The following is a 19990-nucleotide window of genomic DNA, read 5'->3' as shown; positions in this document are numbered from 1 at the left end:
CATGACCATCGTCGACAATGCAGTGTATGTGGCGGGCCGCCGGACGGCGGATCCGGAGGGCCTGGAGGAAACGTATTTCCTGCTGCGGCAGCGCCACGGGATGGCATGGATCGGGCTCTACCGGCCGGATGCGCCGGAGCTGCGTTCGGTCGCTGACGAGTTTGATCTGAGCCCGCTGGCAGTCGAGGACGCCCTGACCGGACATCAGCGGGCGAAACTCGAGCACTACGGCGACACCCTCTTCATGGTGCTGCGCCCCGCCCGGTATCTCGACGATGTGGAAAAGGTGGAGTTCGGCGAGATCCACATCTTCATCGGGCCCGACTTCGTGGTCACCGTCCGCCACGCAGAGTCACCGAACCTGGCCAAGGTCCGCCAGCGCATGGAGTCCCAGCCGGAGTTCCTCGCCCTCGGTCCCGATGCCGTGCTCTACGCCATCCTCGACCAGGTGGTGGACGAATATGAACCCGTGGCAGCCGGCCTGGAGAACGACATTGATGAAATCGAGGACGGTCTCTTCGGCGCAGATCCGGAGGTGTCCCGCCGGATTTACGAGCTGTCCCGCCAGGTCATCACCGTGCAGCGGGCCACGGGGCCCTTGGCCGGTATCTTGCAGTCGCTCATGGCGGGAACGGCTGACCACCATCCCGACCCGGAGTTGCAGGACCACCTCAGGGATGTCCTGGACCACGTCCTGCGGCTGAATGACCGGATCGCGTCGTTCCGGGCCCTGCTCCAGAATGCGCTCGCGGTTAATGCGGCGCTCGTTGCCCAGCGCCAGAACGATGAAATGCGCCGCCTCACTGAATCCAGCTTCGCCCAGAGCGAGCAGGTCAAAAGGATCTCATCTTGGGCAGCCATCCTTTTCGCCCCCACGCTCATCGGCACGATCTACGGCATGAACTTCCACACCATGCCCGAACTGGACTGGATCTTCGGCTATCCCATGGCCCTGGGGCTCATGGTGGGCATGGGACTGATCCTGTACGCCACCTTCAAGCACAACAACTGGATCTAGCACTCCGCCGTCAACGCCCAATTTGGGTGGGCAGCGGGCCGAAATGGCACGTGCTCCAAGGTTTTTTGAAGCCGTCCGGCTGAAGATGGGTCTGCTCCTTCCTCATTGCGGCAATAGTGCAGATATCCGGGTCCGGGCATGCGTTTCAAAGGCATCCGGGTGACCCCTCGGCGTCTGCGCTTCAGGGGAAAGGCAGGCCTGTGGCCCCTCGGTCACAGGCCTGCCTTTTTATCCACATGACCGAAAATCTGGAGAAGACAATGGCGTCTCGCAGGGAAATACTCAGGCTTGGTTTGGTGGGGGCTGCAGCAATGACGGGGGTGGCGGCGAGCGGCGACGATCCTGCGCCAAGCACCTCGGCGGGGATCTGACGTGAATGAGCCTGCCCAGCGCAGGATTACACCGGTTTTTCCCCAGGATCCGAAGGTTCACCGAAGCTTATGGACAGCATGGGGTCCGTCCGGGACGGCGGAAAATACACTGGATTTAGCCAGATTCCGGCTTCCGCGTCCCGGTCCTCACGCCCGAAGGAACCCCAAAATTCGTACTCTGTCTGCTCTCCGTCCCGCCCTGGCCTCGCTGCTGCTGACCGCCCTCGCCGTCACCTCCGCGGGAGTGGCGGCCGGCGTCGCCTCGCCGGCGGCCACGGACTCCGAGGCACAAGCGCCCGCCGGCGCAACGGCCCGGTACCTGGTGCGGTACGCCGCCGGCACTGATGTTCCGTCCGAGGTGCGCAACCTGCGTTCCCGGAAAATCGCCGTCGGACGCACCTTCTCGAAGGAGCTGCGCGGGGCCGTGGTGACGGCAACGCCGGCCCAGGCAGCGGAACTGAAGCGCTCGGCGCAGGTGGCCGCCGTCGAGATCGATGCGCCGGTGACTGCCTCCGAGACCCAGCAGCCCGCACCGTGGGGACTGGACCGCATTGACCAGCGCGCGCTGCCGCTGTCCGGCTCCTTCACGTCGGCCTCGTCGGGCGCCGGGGTGAGCGCGTACGTGATCGACTCCGGCGTGCTGGCTGCGCACACGGAATTCGGCGGCCGCGTTGCCGCAGGATGGACTGCCGTGGCGGACGGCCTGGGAACGGGCGACTGCAACGGCCACGGCACACACGTCGCCGGCACCATCGCCGGCAAGACCTACGGGGTGGCCAAAGCGGCCACCATTGTCCCTGTACGCGTCCTGGACTGCAACGGCTCCGGATTCAACTCGGACGTGGTTGCAGGCCTGGAGTGGGTGGCCTCGCAGCACCAGGCCGGGACGCCGGCCGTCGCCAACCTGAGCCTCGGCAGCGTTGCCAGTGCAACGGTGGACGCGGCCGTGCAGGGCCTCATCAACGACGGCGTCACCGTAGTCGTCGCCGCCGGAAACGCCGCCGCCGACGCCTGCAACAGTTCCCCGGCCCGTGTACCGGACGCCCTGACCGTGGCGGCGAGCGACTCCTCGGACAGGCAGGCGTCGTTTTCCAACTTCGGAAGCTGCGTTGACCTGTACGCCCCGGGCGTGGGCATCACGTCCGCAAGTTCCGCTTCGCCGACGGCGACTGCCTCCATGAGCGGAACGTCCATGGCGTCTCCGCATGTGGCCGGCGCCGCTGCCGCAGTGCTGTCGACGTCGCCAGAGCTCACGCCCGCTGCCGTGGCGTCCAAGCTGGTCACCGCTTCCACGTCCGGTGCGGTCACGGCGTCCGGCGCCGGGACCCCGAACCGGCTGCTGTTTTCTGATCCGTCCGCGGGCGTCCTCACCGCTCCGGTGGTGACGGGAACCAGCCCGGCCGGCAATGCCACCGGTGCGGCAGTGGCAGGCAACGTGACCGCCACGTTCAGCCGGAACGTCCAGGGCGTCAGCGGCACCACGTTCGTCCTGAAGGACCCGGCCGGAACCACGGTACCGGCCGCCGTCACGTACGACGCCGCAACGCGGACCGCGACGCTGAATCCTTCATCGCTCCTGGCCGCATCCCAGAAGTACACGGCGGCGCTGACGGGCGGGACAGCAGCCATCCGTGACACCGCGGGTACGCCGCTGGTCACCACGGGCTGGAGCTTCACCACGGCCGTGGCCCCCACGGTGACTGCCCGGGCGCCCGGCGCCAACGCCACCGGCGTGGCCGCCGGAAGCAACGTCACCGCCACGTTCAGCAGTGCGGTCCAGGGCGTGGGCACCGGCACTTTCGTACTGAAGGGCCCCGGCGGCGCGGTGGTCCCCGCTGCCGTCAGCTACAACGCCACCACCCGGACGGCCACGCTCGATCCGGCGTCCAACCTCGCCAACGACACCAAGTACACCGCCACCCTGACCGGCGGAGCGGCAGCCGTCCGCGACGCCGCGGGCACCCCGCTGGCCACCACGAGCTGGACGTTCACCACCGGCCCGGCCCCGGTCATCACGGCCATGACGCCGCGGCCGGGTGCCTCACTGGTGCGGCGTGCGAACAACGTCGCGGTGACGTTCAGCGAGGCGGTCCAGGGCGCGGGCACGGGCACCATAACGCTAAAGGCCACGGCCACCGGCGCGAAGATGGCAGCCACCGTTTCACGCTACGGCACCACCAACCAGTGGATCCTCAACCCCTCCGCGACGCTGGCCGCAAGGACGAGCTACACCGTGACCGTCACCGGCGGCACGGCGGCCATCCGCGACCTCGCCGGGAACAGCCTGGCGTCCTACAGCTGGACCTTCACGACCGGCTCCCTCTGACACAGCGAGCCCTTCGCAAACATGGGCCGACGGCGGCACTTTCGCGCCGCCGTCGGCCTCTGTTTGGGATGTTTGGCGTTCTGTTGAGTCAGGGCGCCGAACGGCCTTTACCAGCGCCCGTTATCGACACGGATGCGAGCGACGGGGCTCTTGTCAAAATCGGACGACCAGGATGACCACTTGGATCCGTTATTGTCCTTGAACTGGATCCTGACCGTATGGAACACCTTGACAACATTGTCACCGCGGTGGGCGGACACCTTCTCGTCGTTGACGATGAACTTGGTGCCGCGGACCCATACCGAGTCTTCGACGTGTCCGATGCGCTTGACGTCCCACCGTCCCTTTTCCTGGAACATCTTTTGGTTGAACCAAACGCGAGTGCCCTTGTCGCAGTGGATCTTGAACGCGAAATTCACGCGGACGGACTTGCCGTCCCTCTTCCAACCGTTGTCCCTGTCAGCGTGCGGCCTGAATGCCGTGACGCTACAGTTGTCCCGCGTGGAATTCGCGGTAGCAGCCGAGGCCGGAGAAGCCATGGCGATTGGGCCGGCAAGCAGCCCCAGTGAAACTGTGGAGACCAACGCGACCCTGGCCGCTAGGGAACGACGGGGCCGTGTTGGCGGATTGATAGTCATTTTTGCTCCCGCGATTGTGTATATTCGGGGCAGCCCTGGCCGATCACGTTGCGTTTGGCAGGCTTAGTCAGCCACTTCCGCCCGTATTAAAGAAGGGCTCCCGTGATGTGCGGGAGACCTGGTGCCGGATTCGTTTTCGAGGCATGTCCTTGGATCCGGTATCTCACTATTTTACGCCTCGGATCCGGTTGTGAACGCTTTTTTCCACCGATTTTGGTTGTATAAGCCGCTTCGACACGGCGAAGGGCGGCCGACGGCGGCAGGAACCGCCGTCGGCCGTCCTTCGGCCTGCCGGGCTACTTCCGGAGGAAGCCGAGCAGGGCCTCGTTGACCTCGGCGGCGTGCGTCCAGAGCAGGCCGTGCGGGGCGCCGTCGATCTCCACGTAGTCCGCGTCCGGAAGGGCCTTGCTGAATTCCCGGCCGGTGGCGTCGATCGGCAGGATGTTGTCCGCCGTGCCGTGGACGATCAGCGAAGGGACGTCGATTTTGGGGATGTCGGCGCGGAAGTCGGTGATCCAGGTCGGCTGGGCGGCCACCGAGGCGAAGGCTCCGGCGCCTGCCGCAAGGTTCCAGCTGGCCTGCACGGCTTCCTCGCTGAGGCGGGGCGTTCCCAGGAAGGCGTCGCTGTTGTAGAAGTTCTTGAAGAACTCGGTGAAGAAGGCATAGCGGTCGGCTGTGACCGCGTCGTTGAGGCCGTCGAACACCGACTGGGGCACGCCCGTGGGGTTGTCGCCTGTCTGTAGGAGGTACGGCTCCAGGGACGCAAGGAACGCGGCCTTGGCCACGCGGGCCGACCCGAAGGAGGAGAGGTACCTGGCAACTTCTCCGGTCCCCATGGAGAACCCGACGAGCACGACGTCGTTCAGGTCAAGGGTGTTGAGGAGCGTATTGAGGTCGGCGGCGAAGGTGTCGTAGTCGTATCCGGTGGTCGGCTTGCTGGATTTCCCGAAACCGCGCCGGTCGTACGTGATGACGCGGTAGCCGGCCTCCAGCAGGGCGGCCGTCTGCTTCTCCCAGGAGGAACCGTCCAGGGGATAGCCGTGGATGAGGACAGCCGCCTGGCCGGTCCCGTGGTCTTCGTAGTAGAGCTCGATGTCGGTGCTGTTTTCCTGTCCTACGGTGATGTACGCCATGTCAGCAGTTCCTCCGGTCTCGTGAGAACGGTCGTCCTCTGGTGGTGGTACCAACCTATCGGGATTGTCCGCCGGGCGGACCGGCCGGCGGACAATCTGCCTGCGGAATGGCGGCGGCCGAATGAGCGTTGTGGACGGCATGAAACGTATTGGCTTCCTGTCCTTCGGCCACTGGGGCCCTGTGCGGGGCTCGCACACCAGGACGGCGCGCGACGCACTGCTGCAGGGCATCGACCTGGCCGTGGCCGCCGAGGAAATCGGCCTGGATGGTGCCTTTTTCCGGGTGCACCACTTCGCACGGCAGCAGGCCTCCCCGTTCCCGTTGCTCGCGGCCATCGCCGCCCGCACCAGCCGGATTGAGATAGGCACCGCGGTAGTGGACATGCGCTACGAGAACCCGCTGTACATGGCCGAGGAAGCCGCCGCAACCGACCTCATCAGCGGCGGCAGGCTACAGCTCGGAATCAGCCGCGGCTCACCCGAACCCGCCAGGAACGGCGCGGCCGCTTTCGGCCACGTGCCGCGCGAGGGCGAGACGGATGCGGACATGGCGCGCCGGCACGCCGAGGAATTCCGCCGGGCTGTGGCGGGGGCGGGCGTCGTGGAAGCGGATCCCCGGTACGCCGGCGGAGCCACTGGCCTGCTGCCGGTCCAGCCCCGCTCCGAGGGGCTGGAGCAGCGGATCTGGTGGGGCGCCGGAACCCGAGGCACCGCCGTCTGGGCGGCCGGGCAGGGCATGAACCTGATGAGCTCAACACTGCTSACCGAGGAYACGGGTGTGCCGTTCGACCARCTKCAGGCCGAGCAGATCGCGATGTACCGGGATGCCTGGAAGGCAGCCGGCCACGGCCACGAACCGAGGGTATCGGTCAGCCGGAGCGTCCTGCCCCTGGCCGACGACGAGGACCGGCAGTACTTCGGGCTTAGCGCCCTGCGCGAGAGCCGGGACCAGGTGGGAGCCCTTGACGGCGCCCTGGCCCGCTTCGGCAAGAGCTACATCGGCGAGCCCGACGTCGTCGCGGCAGACCTCGCCAACGACGCCGCAGTGCAGGCCGCAGACACCGTCCTGGTCACCGTCCCCAACCAGCTGGGCGTGGAGTACAACGCCAAACTGCTGGGGAACATCGCCCGGTACGTCGCCCCGGCCCTCGGGTGGGAACCGGCGCTGGGCAGGCCGGAAGCACGGCGCGGGTAGTCCCGGCGCCGCCCGGCCAATGGTTTGTTGCGTCCAACGGGCGTAACCTACTGGCAACGTACGGTTCCTGCGAGCGGGGCGACGTCCATGAAACAGAATCAGCAGGGTGATCCGCGAACGTTGGACCGGGCGCCGTACCGGCTGCCGGCAATCCTGCTGTTTGCCGGCGTCGTGGTTTCCCTTGTGGCTGGCATCCTTCATCCGGAGGGGGCCAATGCGAATGACCACGTGGCCTCCTTCACCCAGTACGCGGGCAGTGAACTCTGGATTGGCGTGCATCTCGGCCAGTTCGCAGGCATGGCCATCCTCATCGCGGGCTTGTATGTGCTGGGGTCGGCGCTCGCCGGCGTGCCCGGCCGGACGGCGTGGGCCGCCCCGCTCGGCAAGTTGGCGGCGGCGGCCGCCCTTGCACTCTACGGTTGCCTGCAGGCAGTGGACGGAGTAGCCCTCAAACATTCCGTGGATGCGTGGGCAGCCGCCGAGGGTGCCGAGAAGGCCATTCGCTTCGCCGCGGCGGAGGACATGCGCTGGCTTGAGTGGGGCGTGCGGAGCTACCAGAGTTTCGTGCTGGGCGCCGCCCTGGTCCTGTTCGGCATCGCGGCGGGGACCGCGCGGGGGATACCGCGTCCGGTCGGCTACCTCATGGGCCTGTCCGGGGTGGCGTATCTCGTGCAGGGCTGGGTGATCGGGACGGAGGGATTTTCGAGCAGCAACACGGTGCCCACTCTCGCGGGCATTGTGCTCATCCTGCTCTGGACCATCTGGCTGCTCGGAAGCTCCTGGCGCAGGTTCTAGCCAGACGGGGCCCGGCCACGGCCTGCTGGAAGTTCAGTCCAGGGGAATGGTGACGATGACGGCGGTGCCCGTGCCGGGAACAGAGTCGATGGCCACTGTTCCGCCGGCTTCCTGAACCGCAGCGGACATGGTGCTGAGCCCGGCCCCCTGGCCTCCAATGCGGGCAGGCACATGGGCGGACCGCTCCGCCGCCTGGCCGGTGAACCCGGTGCCGTTGTCGGCGACGGTCAGGCGGATCCCGTGGAAGACGGCGGAGAGACGGACCGTCACGTCGGTGGCATGCGCGTGCTTGTATGTGTTGGTCAGGGCCTCCTGCGCGGTCCGGTACAGCAGCGAGGCGCAGCTGGCCGAGATCTCCAGGCCGTGGTGCGGCGTCTCCCAGTGAACGCACATTCCCTGCCGGCGCAACGGCACGGTCAGCCTGTCAATGCACCCGGCAAGCCCCAGCCGGTGGAAGTCCACGGGCTGCGGATCCGTGATGACGCCACTGACGTCGGTGACCGCTTCGAGAGTTGCTGCCGTGGTCATGGCGCTTCCCGCTTCCTGGCTGCTCTTGCATGCTTTCCCTGGAAGGATCGCCCCTCCACGGGCTGATGCATTTAAGAGTGGCGCGGGCGGATCAGGCTTACCGCGGCTTTCCCTCAGGATCCGATCAAGTTTCCCGCGCGTGAGCCCCGCCGGGAACTGCGGATTACTAGGCCGGAGACGAAGGCTGAAGCGCTTGGCGCGGGTACATGACGGCGTCGGCCGCGTCCAGGACCTCGAGCGCCGTCATGTGCGCCGCTGCGGCCACGTCGCGGATCGGCTTGCCGTGGGTCACGGCTGCCGCCACCGCGGTTTGCAGGCTTATGGCTGCAGGCTCGTGCTCTGCGCTGGCGGATTCCAGGGTCGCCACGGCTTCCTCCACCGCGCGGATGTCGTCATCGTCCATCGGTGCACTCCCATCTCTGCTCCATTGCAGTAACGCCAGCGACGCCGGGGGCTGCTTATCCCGATGCGTGCGTCATGTTGTTGATAGAAAGAATAGGACAGACAAGTCTGTCTCTGCCAGTCCCAAGGTAGAGTATTTCCTTGATGAGTGCACCTGATTCGACCGGGGACGCCTTACTGCCTCATGAGGTGCGTACCGGTCATAGCGAACCAGTGGACCGGATACTTTCCACTGCCTACGAGCTGTTCTCCCGCCGCGGTGTCCGCGACGTCGGGATCAATGAGCTGATAGATCGTTCAGGCGTGGCCAAATCGACGTTCTACCGCCACTTTCCGTCCAAGGATGCGCTGGTTCTTGCCTTCCTGGCGCTCCGCGACCAGGTGTGGACGGTCGACCTCATCATTTCGGAAGCCAGGCGCCGCGGAAACACGCCCGTCGAGCGGCTGCTGGCCGTTTTCGACGTGTTCGGAGACTGGTTCCAGCGCGACGATTTCGAGGCCTGCACCTTCATCAACGTCCTCCTTGAAATGGGGCCCGAGCATCCGCTCGGGGAAGCCAGCATCGGCTACCTCGCCAGGATCCGCGGACACATCCAGGCTCTCGCCGAAGAGGCCGGCCTCCAGCGCACCGACGACTTTGCCCGGTCCTGGCACATCCTGATGAAGGGCTCGATCATCTCGGCCACGGAAGGTGACTTCCTGGCGTCGAAGCGGGCCCAGCAGATGGCCGGCTGGCTGATCGACCACCACCGGAACTAGGGCCGCCGGCCGGGCCTGCGCGGCCGCTAAACGTCCTACCCGCCGCCGCCTTTCCCCTTATTGGAACCCTTGTCCCGGCTTTCGCCGGCGGGCGCCTTGTCCCGGCTTTCGCCGGCGGGCGGCCTGCTCGCCGCGGGCCCGGACGCCCTGGCAGGCGCCTGACTGACGACGGCGGATTGTGCGGCCGCGGTCTCAGCGGCGGCTTTCGCTGCCGCCTCCGCCGACGCCTTCGCTGCGGCGGCCCGTGCTGCCTCGGCTTTGGCTGCCGCAGCCTTTGCCGCCTGGGCGGCCAGGAGGTCGGCGCGTACCGCTTCCACCGCTTTCATGATGCTTTGGTGGCGCTTGAAGGACACCTCGCCGTTGGCCGCAGCGGCGGTCAGGTGTCCGACGAGCTCATCGAGGGATCGCAGTCCTGTGGCGGGGTCCTGCGCGGCCGCCGCCGCGCTGACAGCAAGCACCTGTGCCTGCAGCTCCTTGCCTGTCCTGGACTCCAGATCCGGGGCTGAGGGCGCGCAGCCGGCCAGCGCAGCGGCGAGGCATGCGGCCACAACGGTGGTGCCGATTCCGCGCGGCCGCCCCGCCTTGCTGGCTAGTAACTCCAAGGTTCCTCCAATCCTTCACCGGGTGGCGAACGGCCACCGATGTCAGGTGCCGGTACCGCCGTCATGCAACGTCAACCCAAAGATCATAAGCCTACTTATCTTCGATCGGGTCTTCAATCGGGTAGGGAGCCGTCAATCGGAGGCCGGAAAAGGTCCGTTCGCGAACCGGCGCATTCCTGGGCCTGGCCGCCCGGGCTCCGGCCCCCGAACGGATCCGTGCTCCGGGCGTCGGGGGCCTCTGACGGGACGAAACCGGGCGCCGTTGGCAGCGGCAGCCGGGCGTTCTCCCGCAGGTGGCACAGGAGTGCCTGTTCGGGGCACCCCGGGTGGGCGGCAAGATGGCGCAGCAGACGCAGCCGTACCTCGGACTCCGCATCGGTGGCCCCGAGGATGTCGAGGATGAGCTCGACCACCTGGTGGCGCATCACCGTCCGCTCGGTGACGCCCAGCGAAGCGAAAAATGCAGCGGGGCTCTTGAAGGCCTCAGCGTCGAATCCGTGAACGTCGAATCCGTCGAGCGCGAGTGTTCGAAGGGCCGGCGTGCCTGCCTGCAATTCAGGTTCCTGCGGGCCCTGGAATCTAGCTGTCATCGCGACCGCCCTGGTGACCGCTGCGGCTGCCTTCGGACTTCCCGCCCCGCCCGCGGCCTCTCGAACCGCCGTCGTCATCCGAGGCATCGTGAGTGCTGATCGTTGCAGGAATGGCCGGCACCAACACCGTGATCCTGTCCAGGGATCCGGTTGCGCCCAAGGGCGCCGGTGACACTGGCGCGGGTTCTCGAACGGCGCCGGAGGCCGGCGCACGAGTGGCCGCCGGGTCCTTCGCGCGGTTCTTCGCCGTGGTCTTCGCGAGGCTCGTCGCCGGAGCGGCGGCGGGGATCTCCGCCGCCCGCGCGTCCGCCTCACGCACGTCCGCCGCCAGGTCAGGGCCCGTGCCGTCCCGCACCACCACGCCCGGGCCGCGGATATGGGCCGGTTCCGCCACCGCCTGGCTCCAGGCGTTGAGCCCTGCGAGTGTGACCAATGGAATGCCAAGGAGTAACAGCTTCTTCATCGGGGCTCCTTCTTAGACGGCTCGATTGACTGGATTCCGCCAATATCCTGTACGTATCCTGTGAAAACCTTGGTCGGCGATCCCCTCGATCCGGTGAGGAAGGTGGGTAATGGGGGGCTGGTGTGACGGATAGGGCGCCGCAGCCCCCGTGAGCAGGGTTTCCACCAGAATCTTCCGCGGTTTTCATAGGGAAATTCATAGGAACCGACGCGCGAACGGTTGTTTCGCGACCTTAACAACGTGGTGGCGGGAGCGTAGTTTTGGTGGTGTTGGAACCCATCCTCGGCCCCGGGCGCATCGGCCAGAAAGGGCCGGAAGCAAGCAGGAGGTATCAGCGATGACCAACATTCTTCGCCGCGCGGGCGTCGATTTTCCGGAGCCTTTCCGGCGCTTCCTGGAAGGGGATCTGGACATCTGGCTCCGCGTGGAGGAATACCGTGAGGCCGGGTTCCTCGTGGTCAAGGCCGAGGTCCCGGGCATCGATCCGGACAGGGACGTCGACATCACGCTGGCGGGTAACCAGCTGCAAATCTCGGTGCGGCGCGAAGAACGATCCGAGCACAAGGACAAAGAGGGCTACCGCTCCGAGTTCCGTTATGGCACCTTTGCCCGGACGGTGAGCCTTCCCGCTCCCGTAAACCAGGACGACATCCGTGCTTCGTACACGGACGGTATCCTCGAAGTCCGCGTCCCCCTGCCTGAGGAATCCGCCGCCGGATCAAGGAAGATCCACGTCTCCCGCGGATCGGAGTTCCCTGGAGCAGCCGGTCAGCAGGCGCCCGGTCAGTAGGCAACCCGCTCAGCGGGTGTTCACCCCTCGTAGTGGGTCTTAGCGGGTCCCTGGCCCAGCGAGGCTACGATTGCGGCCGCCACGCTGTGCAGCTTGGTGTTGCGGGTGCTGGATGCTGCCTTCAGCAGCTCGAATGCTTCCTTCTGGCTGCACCTGTTCTGCGCCATGATGACGCCCACGGCGACGTCGATCACCGTTCGTGTTTCCAGGGTGGCCTTCAGGTTCGCCGCGGCGTCACTGTAGTGGGCGAAACGGACCGCAAGACGCAGCGCCATCGAAGTCTGGCTGACAAAATCCTGGGCCAGTTCCTGGACCCGCCCCTCGAACCGGCCCGGCCTGTGCGAGTAGAGATTCAGGGCCGCCCGCGTATCGCCTTCGAGCCGGAAAGGAATGGCCAGGATTGACCGGACGCCGTGGCCGAGGACCTTGCCCGAATATTGGGGCCAGCGTTCGTTTTCTTCAAGGTCCGTGATGTGGACGGTCACCTGCTCCCGCGATGCCGTCATGCAGGGGCCGTCACCGAAGTCGTACTGGATCTCGTCCATGGCCTGGGCCTCGGGGCTGCTGCTGGCAACTGTGGCGGCCTTCCGGTGCCGCAGCAGCGTGATTCCACAGGGGACTTCGTCGCCTGGTTCGGACAGGCTGCGGGCAGAAACCCGGGCAAGCTCGTGGAGGAATTCCTCCACATCAGCGCTGGCAAGCACCGTTTCGTTCAGGTGCTCTGTAATGGACGTTTCAGATTTTGCGGTCGACTCGCTGGCCACGATTCCCGGTACCGTTTCGCTCAGGTCAAGACGAGCCGGCGGACGCCGCGCAGATCGCCCGGAACCGGGACAGGTAGCGGCAGCAAAAAGCCGGATCGAACAACTATCCAACGGCCTTCTGCTAAACCGTACCGGGAAATTATATACATCAGTTCGGGGGGCATTATGACGGCAAGTCCGGACATTGAACATGGCTGGCGCGGCCCGAAGAGCCCGGGTGGTGGATCCGGTTTTCCTAGGACTGAGAGGGCCTGCCAAAAGGGCTGTGCAGCCGGGCCGCCGCCCCTAGGCTGGACAAGGACGTTGACGGGCGCAGCCGGCCGGTGCGCGCCTACGGCCCGCTGGACCCAGGCGGGCTGCCAAACCAACCAGAGGAGACCACCATGAGGATTGCCGTAACCGGCGGGAGCGGAAAGCTTGGACGCCATGTGGTCCGCAGGCTTGTTGGGGACGGCCACGCCGTCCTCAACCTGGACCGGGCCGGGGAGAGGAGCGCTCGGCTGGCGGTCGTGGACCTGCGCAACTACGGCCAGGTCCTGGATGTCATTTTGGGCCTGGACGACAGGCATCAGGGCTTCGACGCCATCGTCCACCTGGGCGCCATTCCGGCCCCGGGCCTCGTACCTGACGCCGCCACGTTCGAGAACAACATGCTCTCCACGTACAACGTGTTCCAGGCGGCCCGCAGGGCCGGCATCAAGAAGGTCGTGTACGCCTCCAGTGAGACGGTGCTGGGACTTCCGTTCGACGTCGACCCTCCCTACATCCCGGTGGACGAGGAATATCCGGCGCGGCCGGAAAGCACGTACTCCCTCGTGAAGCACCTGGAGGAACAGATGGCGATCGAGATGACGCGGTGGGACCCCGAGCTCAGCATCACCGGCCTGCGGTTCTCCAACGTCATGGATGCCGGGGACTACGAGGACTTCCCGTCCTTCGATGCTGACGCGACCCTGCGCAAATGGAACCTGTGGGGCTACATTGACGGACGCGACGGCGCCCAGGCGGTGGTCCGTGCCCTGGAAAACGGCAAGCCCGGATTTGAGGCCTTCATCATCGCGAATGAGGACACCGTGATGAGCCGTTCCAGCGCCAGCCTGGCCGCGGAGGTATTCCCCAACGTCAGGGTGACCAAGGAACTGGGGGAGCACGAGACCCTGCTCTCCATCGACAAGGCCAAGCGGCTCCTCGGATTCGCTCCCGAGCACAGCTGGCGGACCTACCACTCGAACCGCACCACCCCCACCGAAGACTGACCCCAACGACTGAGGAGAACCATGCAATACCGCACCATGGGCAACAGCGGCGCCGTCGTGTCCAACTACGCGCTGGGCACCATGACTTTCGGCGCCGAGGCCACCGAGGAAACCTCCCACGCCATCCTGGATGACTACGTGGCGGCGGGCGGCAACTTCATCGATACGGCCGATGTGTACAGCGCGGGTGTCTCGGAGGAAATCATCGGCAGCTGGCTCGCGAAGCGGCCGGAAGCCAAGGAGCAGGTGGTCCTGGCCACCAAGGGCCGCTTCCCGATGGGGAAGGGCCCCAACGATCTGGGCACCTCCCGCCGCCACCTCACCAAGTCCCTGGACGATTCGCTGTGGAGGCTCGGCGTGGAGCAGGTGGACCTTTACCAGATGCACGCGTGGGATCCTGTCACCCCACTGGAGGAGACACTGCGCTTCCTAAACGACGCGGTCAGCAGCGGAAAGATCGCGTACTACGGTTTCTCGAACTTCCTGGGCTGGCAGCTGACCAAGGCCGTCCACCTGGCGAAGGAGCACGGTTGGAGCCCGCCAGTGACCCTTCAGCCGCAGTACAGCCTGCTGGTGCGCGAGATCGAGTCGGAGATCGTGCCCGCGTCGCTGGACGCGGGCATCGGACTGCTGCCGTGGTCGCCGCTTGGGGGCGGCTGGCTGTCCGGCAAGTACAAGCGGGACCAGCCGCCGGCCGGCGCCACCCGACTGGGCGAAAACCCCACGCGGGGCATGGAGGCCTGGCAGGCCAGGAACGACGACGAACGCACCTGGCAGGTGATCGGCGCCGTCGAGAAAATCGCCGCGGACCACGGCGTGACAGCCTCCCAGGTTGCGCTGGCGTGGCTCGCCGACCGACCGGCCGTGACGTCGGTCATCCTGGGGGCCCGGACCACGGACCAGCTGGCGGATAACCTGGCCGCGGCGGACCTCGAACTGACCCCGGACGAGACCAAGCGGCTCACTGAAGCCAGCCAGCCGCGCGTCGGGGTTTATCCGTACGGGCCGATGGCGCAGGAGCAGCGAGGCAGGAAGATCGCCGGCGGCCGCTAGCTAACCGCCACCCGGCGCGAACGGACACTTGCGACCCTTCTTGCCGCCCCTCAGGGGCGGCCGCCGGGGGCTTAAGTGTCCGTTCGCGCTTAGCTGTCCTCGTAGTTCCGGGACCAGATGTCGCCCATTTCCTCCGTGGACTGCTCCACGATCCGGCTCATCGCGGCGTGGGCCGCTTCGGCTTCGCCCCGCTGGATGGCGCTGGCCACGTCCACATGCAGCTGGAGTGCCTCGTGGTGCGGAAGGTGCGGCATCAGGCCGTGTTCGGTGCGGCCGGTGAGGACTTCCGTGACCAGGTTGTGCAGTTGCGAGAACATCGGGTTGCCGGAGGCCTTGAGCACGGCGGCGTGGAAGTCGATGTCCAGGAGCAGGAACTGCTCATGGTTTCCTGCCTGGCCCGCTGCCCACAGCCGCGCCGCCTGGGACACCAGATCGCTCCCGGCGTCCAGTGAAATCCGGTGGGCCGCGAGCCGGGCGGCCTGCGGCTCGATCGCGCCGCGCAGTTCATTCAGTGCCCGCAGCTGGTCAAGGCGCCCGGACGAAGCCAGACGCCAGCGGATCACCTGCGGATCGTAGAGATTCCAGCAGTCCTCTTCCTGGACCACCGTTCCGAGGCGCCTCCGGGACTCGAGCATCCCCATAGAGCAGAGCACCCGGGCGGCCTCCCGAACCACGGACCGGGAAACGCTGTGCTGGGCTTCCAGTTCGTCGAGCCTGAGGATGCTGTTCGGTGCCAGCGTGCCGTCGGCTATTGCCAGGCCGAGCCGGTGCAAAAGTGATGCGTGCAGGTTCGCAGGGTGCTCCGCCTTTGGAGATTTCATAAATAAATCATACGGGTGGGGCGCAAGGGGTTGTTTAAGTCTGCTTTATTTACCTATGATCGCTTCCGGAGCAGATGCAAAGATGCGTTTGCGGGCGGCCGGGATGATCCGGCCATGATTTTAGGGAGTCGTAATGAAGCGACGTTCAGTAGTGAAGTATGCGGCCGTCGCCGCGGCCCTCTCGCTGGGTCTGACCGCCTGCGGAGGCGGAAGCAGCGAGTCCAAGGGTTCGGACACCGTCCGGGTCACCCTTGCCAACCACGTCTGGACCGAGGGCATCAAGGCAGCGATTCCGGAGTTCGAAAAGTCCACCGGACTGAAGGTGGAGCTCACCCAGCTCGGCGAAGACCAGCTCTCTGACCAGTACAACGTCAAGCTCAACGCGGGCAGCGACGAAATCGACGTCATGATGTACCGCCCGCTGCAGGAGGGCAAGGCGTTTGCCCGCAACGGCTACCTCGCCGACCTCACCAGCAAAGTGGCAGAAGACGCCGACTGGAACTGGAAGGATTACCAGGACGGTCCCGTCAAGGCCACCACCTTTGAGGACAAGGTGACGGGCGTTCCCATCATCACCGAACGTGAAGTGCTCTACTACCGCAAGGACCTGCTGAAGGCCGCGGGCATCGAAGTTCCCAAGACCATGGAGGAGCTCGAGGCCGCAGCCAAGAAGCTTTCCTCTGCGGACACCGCGGGGTTCGTTGCCCGCACCGGCAAGTCTGCGGCCGTCACCCAGTTCTCGAGCTTCCTGTACAGCTTCGGCGGCGACTTCACCGACGAAAGCGGCAAGTCCGCCGTCGGCAGCGCCGAAGCCAAGAAGGCCTACGCCTTCTACGGCGGCCTCATCAAGAACTACGGCCCCAAGAACGTCAGCACGGACATGAGCTGGCCCGAGGCGATGGCAATCTTCACCCAGGGCAAGGCCGCCTTCTACACCGAGGCGGATTCCCTCTACAAGAACGCCACGGATCCGGCCAAGTCCAAGGTGACCGAGACGGTGGGCTTCGCGCCGCTGCCGGCCGGTCCCGCCGGTTCCAAGCCGTACAACATCCCGTCCTGGGGCCTCGGGGTCAACCAGGCCTCGGCCAACCAGGACAACGCCTGGAAGTTCATCAAGTGGGCCACCAGCAAGGAGCGCACCCTGGAAGCGCAGAAGGCCGGCGTACCCGGGCCACGCGCCTCGGTCTGGTCCGACCCCGCCGGAACCTCCACCTACCCGAAGGACCTCGCCGCCGCCATCGCGGTGAGCGCTGAAAACGGCGTGGGCCACGACCGCCCGCAGGTCCTCACCGTGGGCAAGGCCCGCGAAATCGTCGGCGGCCCGATCGTCTCCTCCATCACCGGAGCCGACGCATCAGCAGCAGCTGACACGGCCAACACCGCGTTCCAGAAGTTCCTGGACGACGAAAAGTAAGTAACTAAAGCACGACGGCGGGACACCCGCCAGGCTGTTGTCCCGCCGTCGTCCGCTGAAGATTTTCACCCCCAACTTCTTAGGTGAACCATGTCTGTACTGACCCCTGCCCGGACCTCCGGACGAACGGCTAGCGCCCAGGAGAATTTCTCCGCCTGGGCCAACCGCCACCGGAAGTGGCTGTTCGCAGCGCCCGCCATGATCTTCGTGGGCGTCCTCATCATCTTTCCGCTCGCGTGGACCCTGTACCTGAGCCTGACCGACTCCCAGGGGTCGGTGCGCGCGGCGTCGGACTTCGTGGGCCTCGAGAACTACCTCACGGTCCTCACCGATACCGAGCGCTTCTGGCCGGCCGTGGGCCGCACGCTGTCCTTCACCCTCGTGGCGCTCGGCTGCGAAATCATTCTCGGCATGGGCATCGCACTGCTTCTGTGGCGCCCGTTCCGCGGCGAAAAATGGGTCCGCGTGGCCATTCTGCTGCCGCTCGTGGCCACCCCCGTGGCCGTGGGCATGATGTGGCGCCTGATCTTCGACCCGAACATCGGCTTCGCCAACCAGCTGCTGGGCCTCGTGGGCATTCCGCCGCAGCCGTGGCTCTCCGGGCAGGATTCCGCCCTTCCCACCACCATCTTCATGGACGTCTGGCAGTGGACCCCCATGGTGGTCCTCATCCTCCTGGCCGGCCTCACCTCGCTCTCCGATGAGCCCGACGAAGCCGCGCGCATGGACGGCGCCAGCGCGGTCCAGCGCTTCTTCTACGTCACCCTGCCGCTGATGATGCCCACGGTGATCGTGGCCATCCTGCTCCGCGGCATCGACGCCCTGAAGACCTTCGACATCCTCTACGCCACCAAGGGCAAGGGCGGCGGCTCCTTCCACGAGGTGGAGACCCTGAACGTCTACGCCTACGGCCTGAGCTTCGACTACAACCAGTACGGGCTGTCCTCCGCCGTGCTGATCCTGTTCTTCATGATCATCATTGGCTCCATGTGGCTGCTGACCATGCGCAAGAAAGCGGTAAGCAAATGACCCTCCTGACAGAACCCCAGGCACCGGCGCGGCAACGGCCGCAGGTGGCACGTCGCAAGAAGCCGTTGCGCAGCCGCGCCTACAAGACCTTCCGCGTGGTAGCCCTGATCGCGGTGGTGCTGTTCCTCATCGCTCCGCTGTTCTGGATGCTGCTGGCCTCCTTCAAGACCAACGTGGACATCTACGACGCCGGCAAGTCCTTCCTGTTCACGCCCACCGGCGAGAACTACGCCAACGTGCTGCAGCGCAACAACTACTTCGTCTTCATCTTCAACAGCTTCTGGGTGGCGTTCGTGTCCACGGCCCTGTCGCTGGTCCTGGGCGTCCCGGCCGCCTACGCCATGAGCCGGTTCACCATGCACCGCTCGGCGCTGGTGGTCCTGATGGCCCGCGTCATTCCGGGCGTCTCGCTGCTGGTGCCCTGGTACTACGTCTTCTCCAACCTGAAGATGGTGGGCGGTTTCGAGGTGCTGATCCTCAGCCACATGTTCGTCGCCCTGCCGCTGATCGTGTACATCATGATGAGCTACTTCGACGGCCTGCCGCTGGAACTCGAGGAGTCGGCGCAGGTGGACGGACTCACGCCGATCGGCGCGTTCCGCCGCATCACCCTGCCGCTGTCCGTGGCCGGCATGGCCACCGCGGGAATCCTGTCCTTCATCTTCTCGTGGAACAACTTCATGTTCGCCCTGGTCCTGTCGGGTTCGAAGACGAAGACGCTGCCCGTGGCCATCTTCGACTTCGTCTCCTACGCCAGCATCGACTGGGGCGGGCTGATGGCCGCCGCCACCGTCGTGACCATCCCGATCATGATCATTGCGCTCTTCACGCAGAAATACATCGTGTCCGGCATGACCGCCGGCGCCACCAAGGGCTAGGGGTACACCGTGACGCGCATCAGCAGAATAGAAACCTTCCTGGTCCCGCCGCGCTGGCTGTTCGTCCGCATCGAGACGGACAGCGGGATTGTCGGCTGGGGAGAGGCAAGCTGCGAGGGCCGCAGCGAAACGGTCCGGACCGCCGTCGACCAGCTCTCCGAGCTGCTGATCGGCCAGGACGCCCTCCGGATCGAGGACCACTGGCAGGTCATGACCAAGGGCTCCTTCTACCGCGGCGGCCCCATCCTGGCCAGCGCCGTGTCCGGGCTGGACCAGGCGCTGTGGGACATCGCCGGCAAGCACTTCAATGCCCCGGTCCACCAGTTGCTGGGCGGCCCGGTCCGCGACCGCATCCGAATGTACGGCTGGGTGGGCGGCGACGAGCCCAACGAAGTGGCCGACCAGATCAGCGCCCAGCTGGAGGTCGGACTCACCGCGGTCAAGATGAACGCCAGCGGCCGGATGAGCCCGGTGGCCTCGGTGGCAGAGCTCGACGGCGTGGTCCGCCGGGTGGCCGCCGCCCGGGAAGTCCTGGGGGACCACCGGGACGTGGCGGTAGACTTCCACGGCCGCTTCAGCCTCGCCAACGCGCGCCGCGTGGCGCCGCTCCTTGAGCCGTACCGGCCGTTCTTCCTCGAGGAACCGGTGGTTCCGGAGAACACCCACCTGCTGCGCGAATTCACCTCATCCACGACCACGCCGGTGTCCACCGGGGAGCGGCTTTACAGCCGGCAGGAGTTCCTGCCCGCGCTGCAGGCCGGAATCGCGGTGGCGCAGCCGGACCTCTCGCACGCCGGCGGCATCACCGAGGTCCGCAAGATAGCTTCCCTCGCCGAGGTGTACGAGGTCCAGCTGGCGCCGCACTGCCCGCTCGGCCCGCTGGCCCTGGCCGCCTGCCTGCAGGTGGGCTTCGCGACGCCTAACTTCCTGATCCAGGAGCAGAGCATCGGCATCCACTACAACCAGGGCGCGGAAGTACTCGACTATGTGGTGGACAAGTCGCCGCTGAAATTCGTGGACGGGCACATCGAGCGGCTGACCGGGCCCGGCCTGGGCATCGAGATCGACGAGGCGGTCGTCCGGGCGGCGGACAAGCAGGGACACGCGTGGCGCGGGCCCGTGTGGCGGCACCCCGACGGCGCTTTCGCCGAGTGGTGAGCGGCAG

Annotated in this window: 21 protein-coding genes; 12 read left to right on the top strand and 9 right to left on the bottom strand. The window is 66.1% G+C overall.

Going from position 1 to position 19990, the window contains the following annotated elements; all coding sequences use genetic code 11:
• Nucleotide 1: 1 nt before the first annotated feature.
• Complete coding sequence (locus ASG92_RS00330) at nucleotides 2–1018, top strand: magnesium and cobalt transport protein CorA (protein ID WP_056622791.1); 1017 nt, start codon at nucleotides 2–4, stop codon at nucleotides 1016–1018.
• Between the two features lie 615 nt (nucleotides 1019–1633).
• Nucleotides 1634–3715, top strand: coding sequence for an Ig-like domain-containing protein (locus tag ASG92_RS00325; protein ID WP_157372002.1), 2082 nt, complete (start codon nucleotides 1634–1636; stop codon nucleotides 3713–3715).
• Nucleotides 3716–3822: 107 nt separating this feature from the next.
• Here the strand turns inward: ASG92_RS00325 and ASG92_RS00320 are convergent, their stop codons facing one another.
• The gene (locus ASG92_RS00320; RefSeq protein ID WP_056622790.1) at nucleotides 3823–4134 is read right to left on the bottom strand and encodes a hypothetical protein; all 312 of its coding nucleotides are present in this window, start codon (nucleotides 4132–4134) and stop codon (nucleotides 3823–3825) included.
• 515 nt (nucleotides 4135–4649) lie between these two features.
• Nucleotides 4650–5486 (bottom strand): alpha/beta hydrolase, encoded by an 837-nt coding sequence (locus ASG92_RS00315; protein WP_056622789.1) that lies wholly within the window; start codon nucleotides 5484–5486, stop codon nucleotides 4650–4652.
• Between the two features lie 139 nt (nucleotides 5487–5625).
• Here ASG92_RS00315 and ASG92_RS00310 point away from each other — a divergent pair, with 139 nt between their 5' ends.
• A complete protein-coding gene (locus ASG92_RS00310; RefSeq protein ID WP_056623812.1) occupies nucleotides 5626–6681 on the top strand; it encodes an LLM class flavin-dependent oxidoreductase in 1056 nt (351 codons plus the stop codon).
• 87 nt (nucleotides 6682–6768) lie between these two features.
• Complete coding sequence (locus tag ASG92_RS00305; protein ID WP_056622787.1) at nucleotides 6769–7476, top strand: DUF4386 family protein; 708 nt, start codon at nucleotides 6769–6771, stop codon at nucleotides 7474–7476.
• A gap of 33 nt (nucleotides 7477–7509) precedes the next feature.
• Here ASG92_RS00305 and ASG92_RS00300 read toward each other — a convergent pair whose 3' ends face one another.
• Nucleotides 7510–8004 carry an ATP-binding protein gene (locus ASG92_RS00300; RefSeq protein ID WP_056622786.1) on the bottom strand — a complete coding sequence of 165 codons (495 nt, stop codon included), beginning with the start codon at nucleotides 8002–8004 and terminating at the stop codon, nucleotides 7510–7512.
• Between the two features lie 166 nt (nucleotides 8005–8170).
• Entirely contained in the window at nucleotides 8171–8407 is a 237-nt protein-coding gene (locus tag ASG92_RS00295) for a hypothetical protein (protein ID WP_056622780.1), read from the bottom strand.
• A gap of 143 nt (nucleotides 8408–8550) precedes the next feature.
• Here ASG92_RS00295 and ASG92_RS00290 point away from each other — a divergent pair, with 143 nt between their 5' ends.
• The gene (locus tag ASG92_RS00290) at nucleotides 8551–9165 is read left to right on the top strand and encodes a TetR/AcrR family transcriptional regulator (RefSeq protein WP_056622778.1); all 615 of its coding nucleotides are present in this window, start codon (nucleotides 8551–8553) and stop codon (nucleotides 9163–9165) included.
• 35 nt (nucleotides 9166–9200) lie between these two features.
• On the opposite strand, the gene ASG92_RS00285 is transcribed toward ASG92_RS00290, so the two are convergent.
• The 3 genes from ASG92_RS00285 to ASG92_RS00275 all read right to left on the bottom strand — a co-directional run bounded on the left by ASG92_RS00285 (nucleotide 9201) and on the right by ASG92_RS00275 (nucleotide 10820).
• The gene (locus ASG92_RS00285) at nucleotides 9201–9767 is read right to left on the bottom strand and encodes a hypothetical protein (RefSeq protein ID WP_082579217.1); all 567 of its coding nucleotides are present in this window, start codon (nucleotides 9765–9767) and stop codon (nucleotides 9201–9203) included.
• A 113-nt stretch (nucleotides 9768–9880) separates the two neighbouring features.
• Nucleotides 9881–10357 (bottom strand): hypothetical protein, encoded by a 477-nt coding sequence (locus ASG92_RS00280; RefSeq protein WP_157372000.1) that lies wholly within the window; start codon nucleotides 10355–10357, stop codon nucleotides 9881–9883.
• Nucleotides 10347–10820 (bottom strand): hypothetical protein, encoded by a 474-nt coding sequence (locus tag ASG92_RS00275; protein WP_056622772.1) that lies wholly within the window; start codon nucleotides 10818–10820, stop codon nucleotides 10347–10349. The genes ASG92_RS00280 and ASG92_RS00275 overlap by 11 nt, the downstream gene beginning before the upstream one ends.
• 337 nt (nucleotides 10821–11157) lie before the next feature.
• Between ASG92_RS00275 and ASG92_RS00270 the strand changes: the two genes are divergently transcribed.
• Entirely contained in the window at nucleotides 11158–11610 is a 453-nt protein-coding gene (locus tag ASG92_RS00270) for an Hsp20/alpha crystallin family protein (RefSeq protein WP_056622769.1), read from the top strand.
• Nucleotides 11611–11630: 20 nt separating this feature from the next.
• Here ASG92_RS00270 and ASG92_RS00265 read toward each other — a convergent pair whose 3' ends face one another.
• Nucleotides 11631–12374, bottom strand: coding sequence for a GAF and ANTAR domain-containing protein (locus ASG92_RS00265; protein WP_056622768.1), 744 nt, complete (start codon nucleotides 12372–12374; stop codon nucleotides 11631–11633).
• A gap of 383 nt (nucleotides 12375–12757) precedes the next feature.
• Between ASG92_RS00265 and ASG92_RS00260 the strand changes: the two genes are divergently transcribed.
• Nucleotides 12758–13630, top strand: a complete 873-nt coding sequence (locus tag ASG92_RS00260; protein WP_056622767.1) for an NAD(P)-dependent oxidoreductase — start codon at nucleotides 12758–12760, stop codon at nucleotides 13628–13630.
• A 21-nt stretch (nucleotides 13631–13651) separates the two neighbouring features.
• Complete coding sequence (locus tag ASG92_RS00255) at nucleotides 13652–14683, top strand: aldo/keto reductase (protein WP_056622765.1); 1032 nt, start codon at nucleotides 13652–13654, stop codon at nucleotides 14681–14683.
• An 89-nt stretch (nucleotides 14684–14772) separates the two neighbouring features.
• On the opposite strand, the gene ASG92_RS00250 is transcribed toward ASG92_RS00255, so the two are convergent.
• Nucleotides 14773–15504, bottom strand: a complete 732-nt coding sequence (locus ASG92_RS00250; protein ID WP_056622762.1) for an FCD domain-containing protein — start codon at nucleotides 15502–15504, stop codon at nucleotides 14773–14775.
• A gap of 133 nt (nucleotides 15505–15637) precedes the next feature.
• Between ASG92_RS00250 and ASG92_RS00245 the strand changes: the two genes are divergently transcribed.
• The 4 genes from ASG92_RS00245 to dgoD all read left to right on the top strand — a co-directional run bounded on the left by ASG92_RS00245 (nucleotide 15638) and on the right by dgoD (nucleotide 19983).
• The gene (locus ASG92_RS00245) at nucleotides 15638–16918 is read left to right on the top strand and encodes a sugar ABC transporter substrate-binding protein (RefSeq protein WP_056622760.1); all 1281 of its coding nucleotides are present in this window, start codon (nucleotides 15638–15640) and stop codon (nucleotides 16916–16918) included.
• Between the two features lie 90 nt (nucleotides 16919–17008).
• Nucleotides 17009–17947: a sugar ABC transporter permease gene (locus tag ASG92_RS00240; RefSeq protein ID WP_056622758.1), complete on the top strand. Its 939-nt coding sequence runs from the start codon at nucleotides 17009–17011 to the stop codon at nucleotides 17945–17947.
• Nucleotides 17944–18825, top strand: coding sequence for a carbohydrate ABC transporter permease (locus ASG92_RS00235; RefSeq protein WP_056622755.1), 882 nt, complete (start codon nucleotides 17944–17946; stop codon nucleotides 18823–18825). The genes ASG92_RS00240 and ASG92_RS00235 overlap by 4 nt, the downstream gene beginning before the upstream one ends.
• 9 nt (nucleotides 18826–18834) lie before the next feature.
• The gene (gene dgoD / locus ASG92_RS00230) at nucleotides 18835–19983 is read left to right on the top strand and encodes a galactonate dehydratase (protein WP_056622752.1); all 1149 of its coding nucleotides are present in this window, start codon (nucleotides 18835–18837) and stop codon (nucleotides 19981–19983) included.
• Nucleotides 19984–19990 lie beyond the last annotated feature (7 nt).

It is taken from the genome of Arthrobacter sp. Soil736, from assembly GCF_001428005.1.
Lineage (GTDB): Bacteria > Actinomycetota > Actinomycetes > Actinomycetales > Micrococcaceae > Arthrobacter.
The sequence above is the reverse complement of the archived record's forward strand: the minus strand, read 5'-3'. Positions and strand labels throughout refer to the sequence as shown.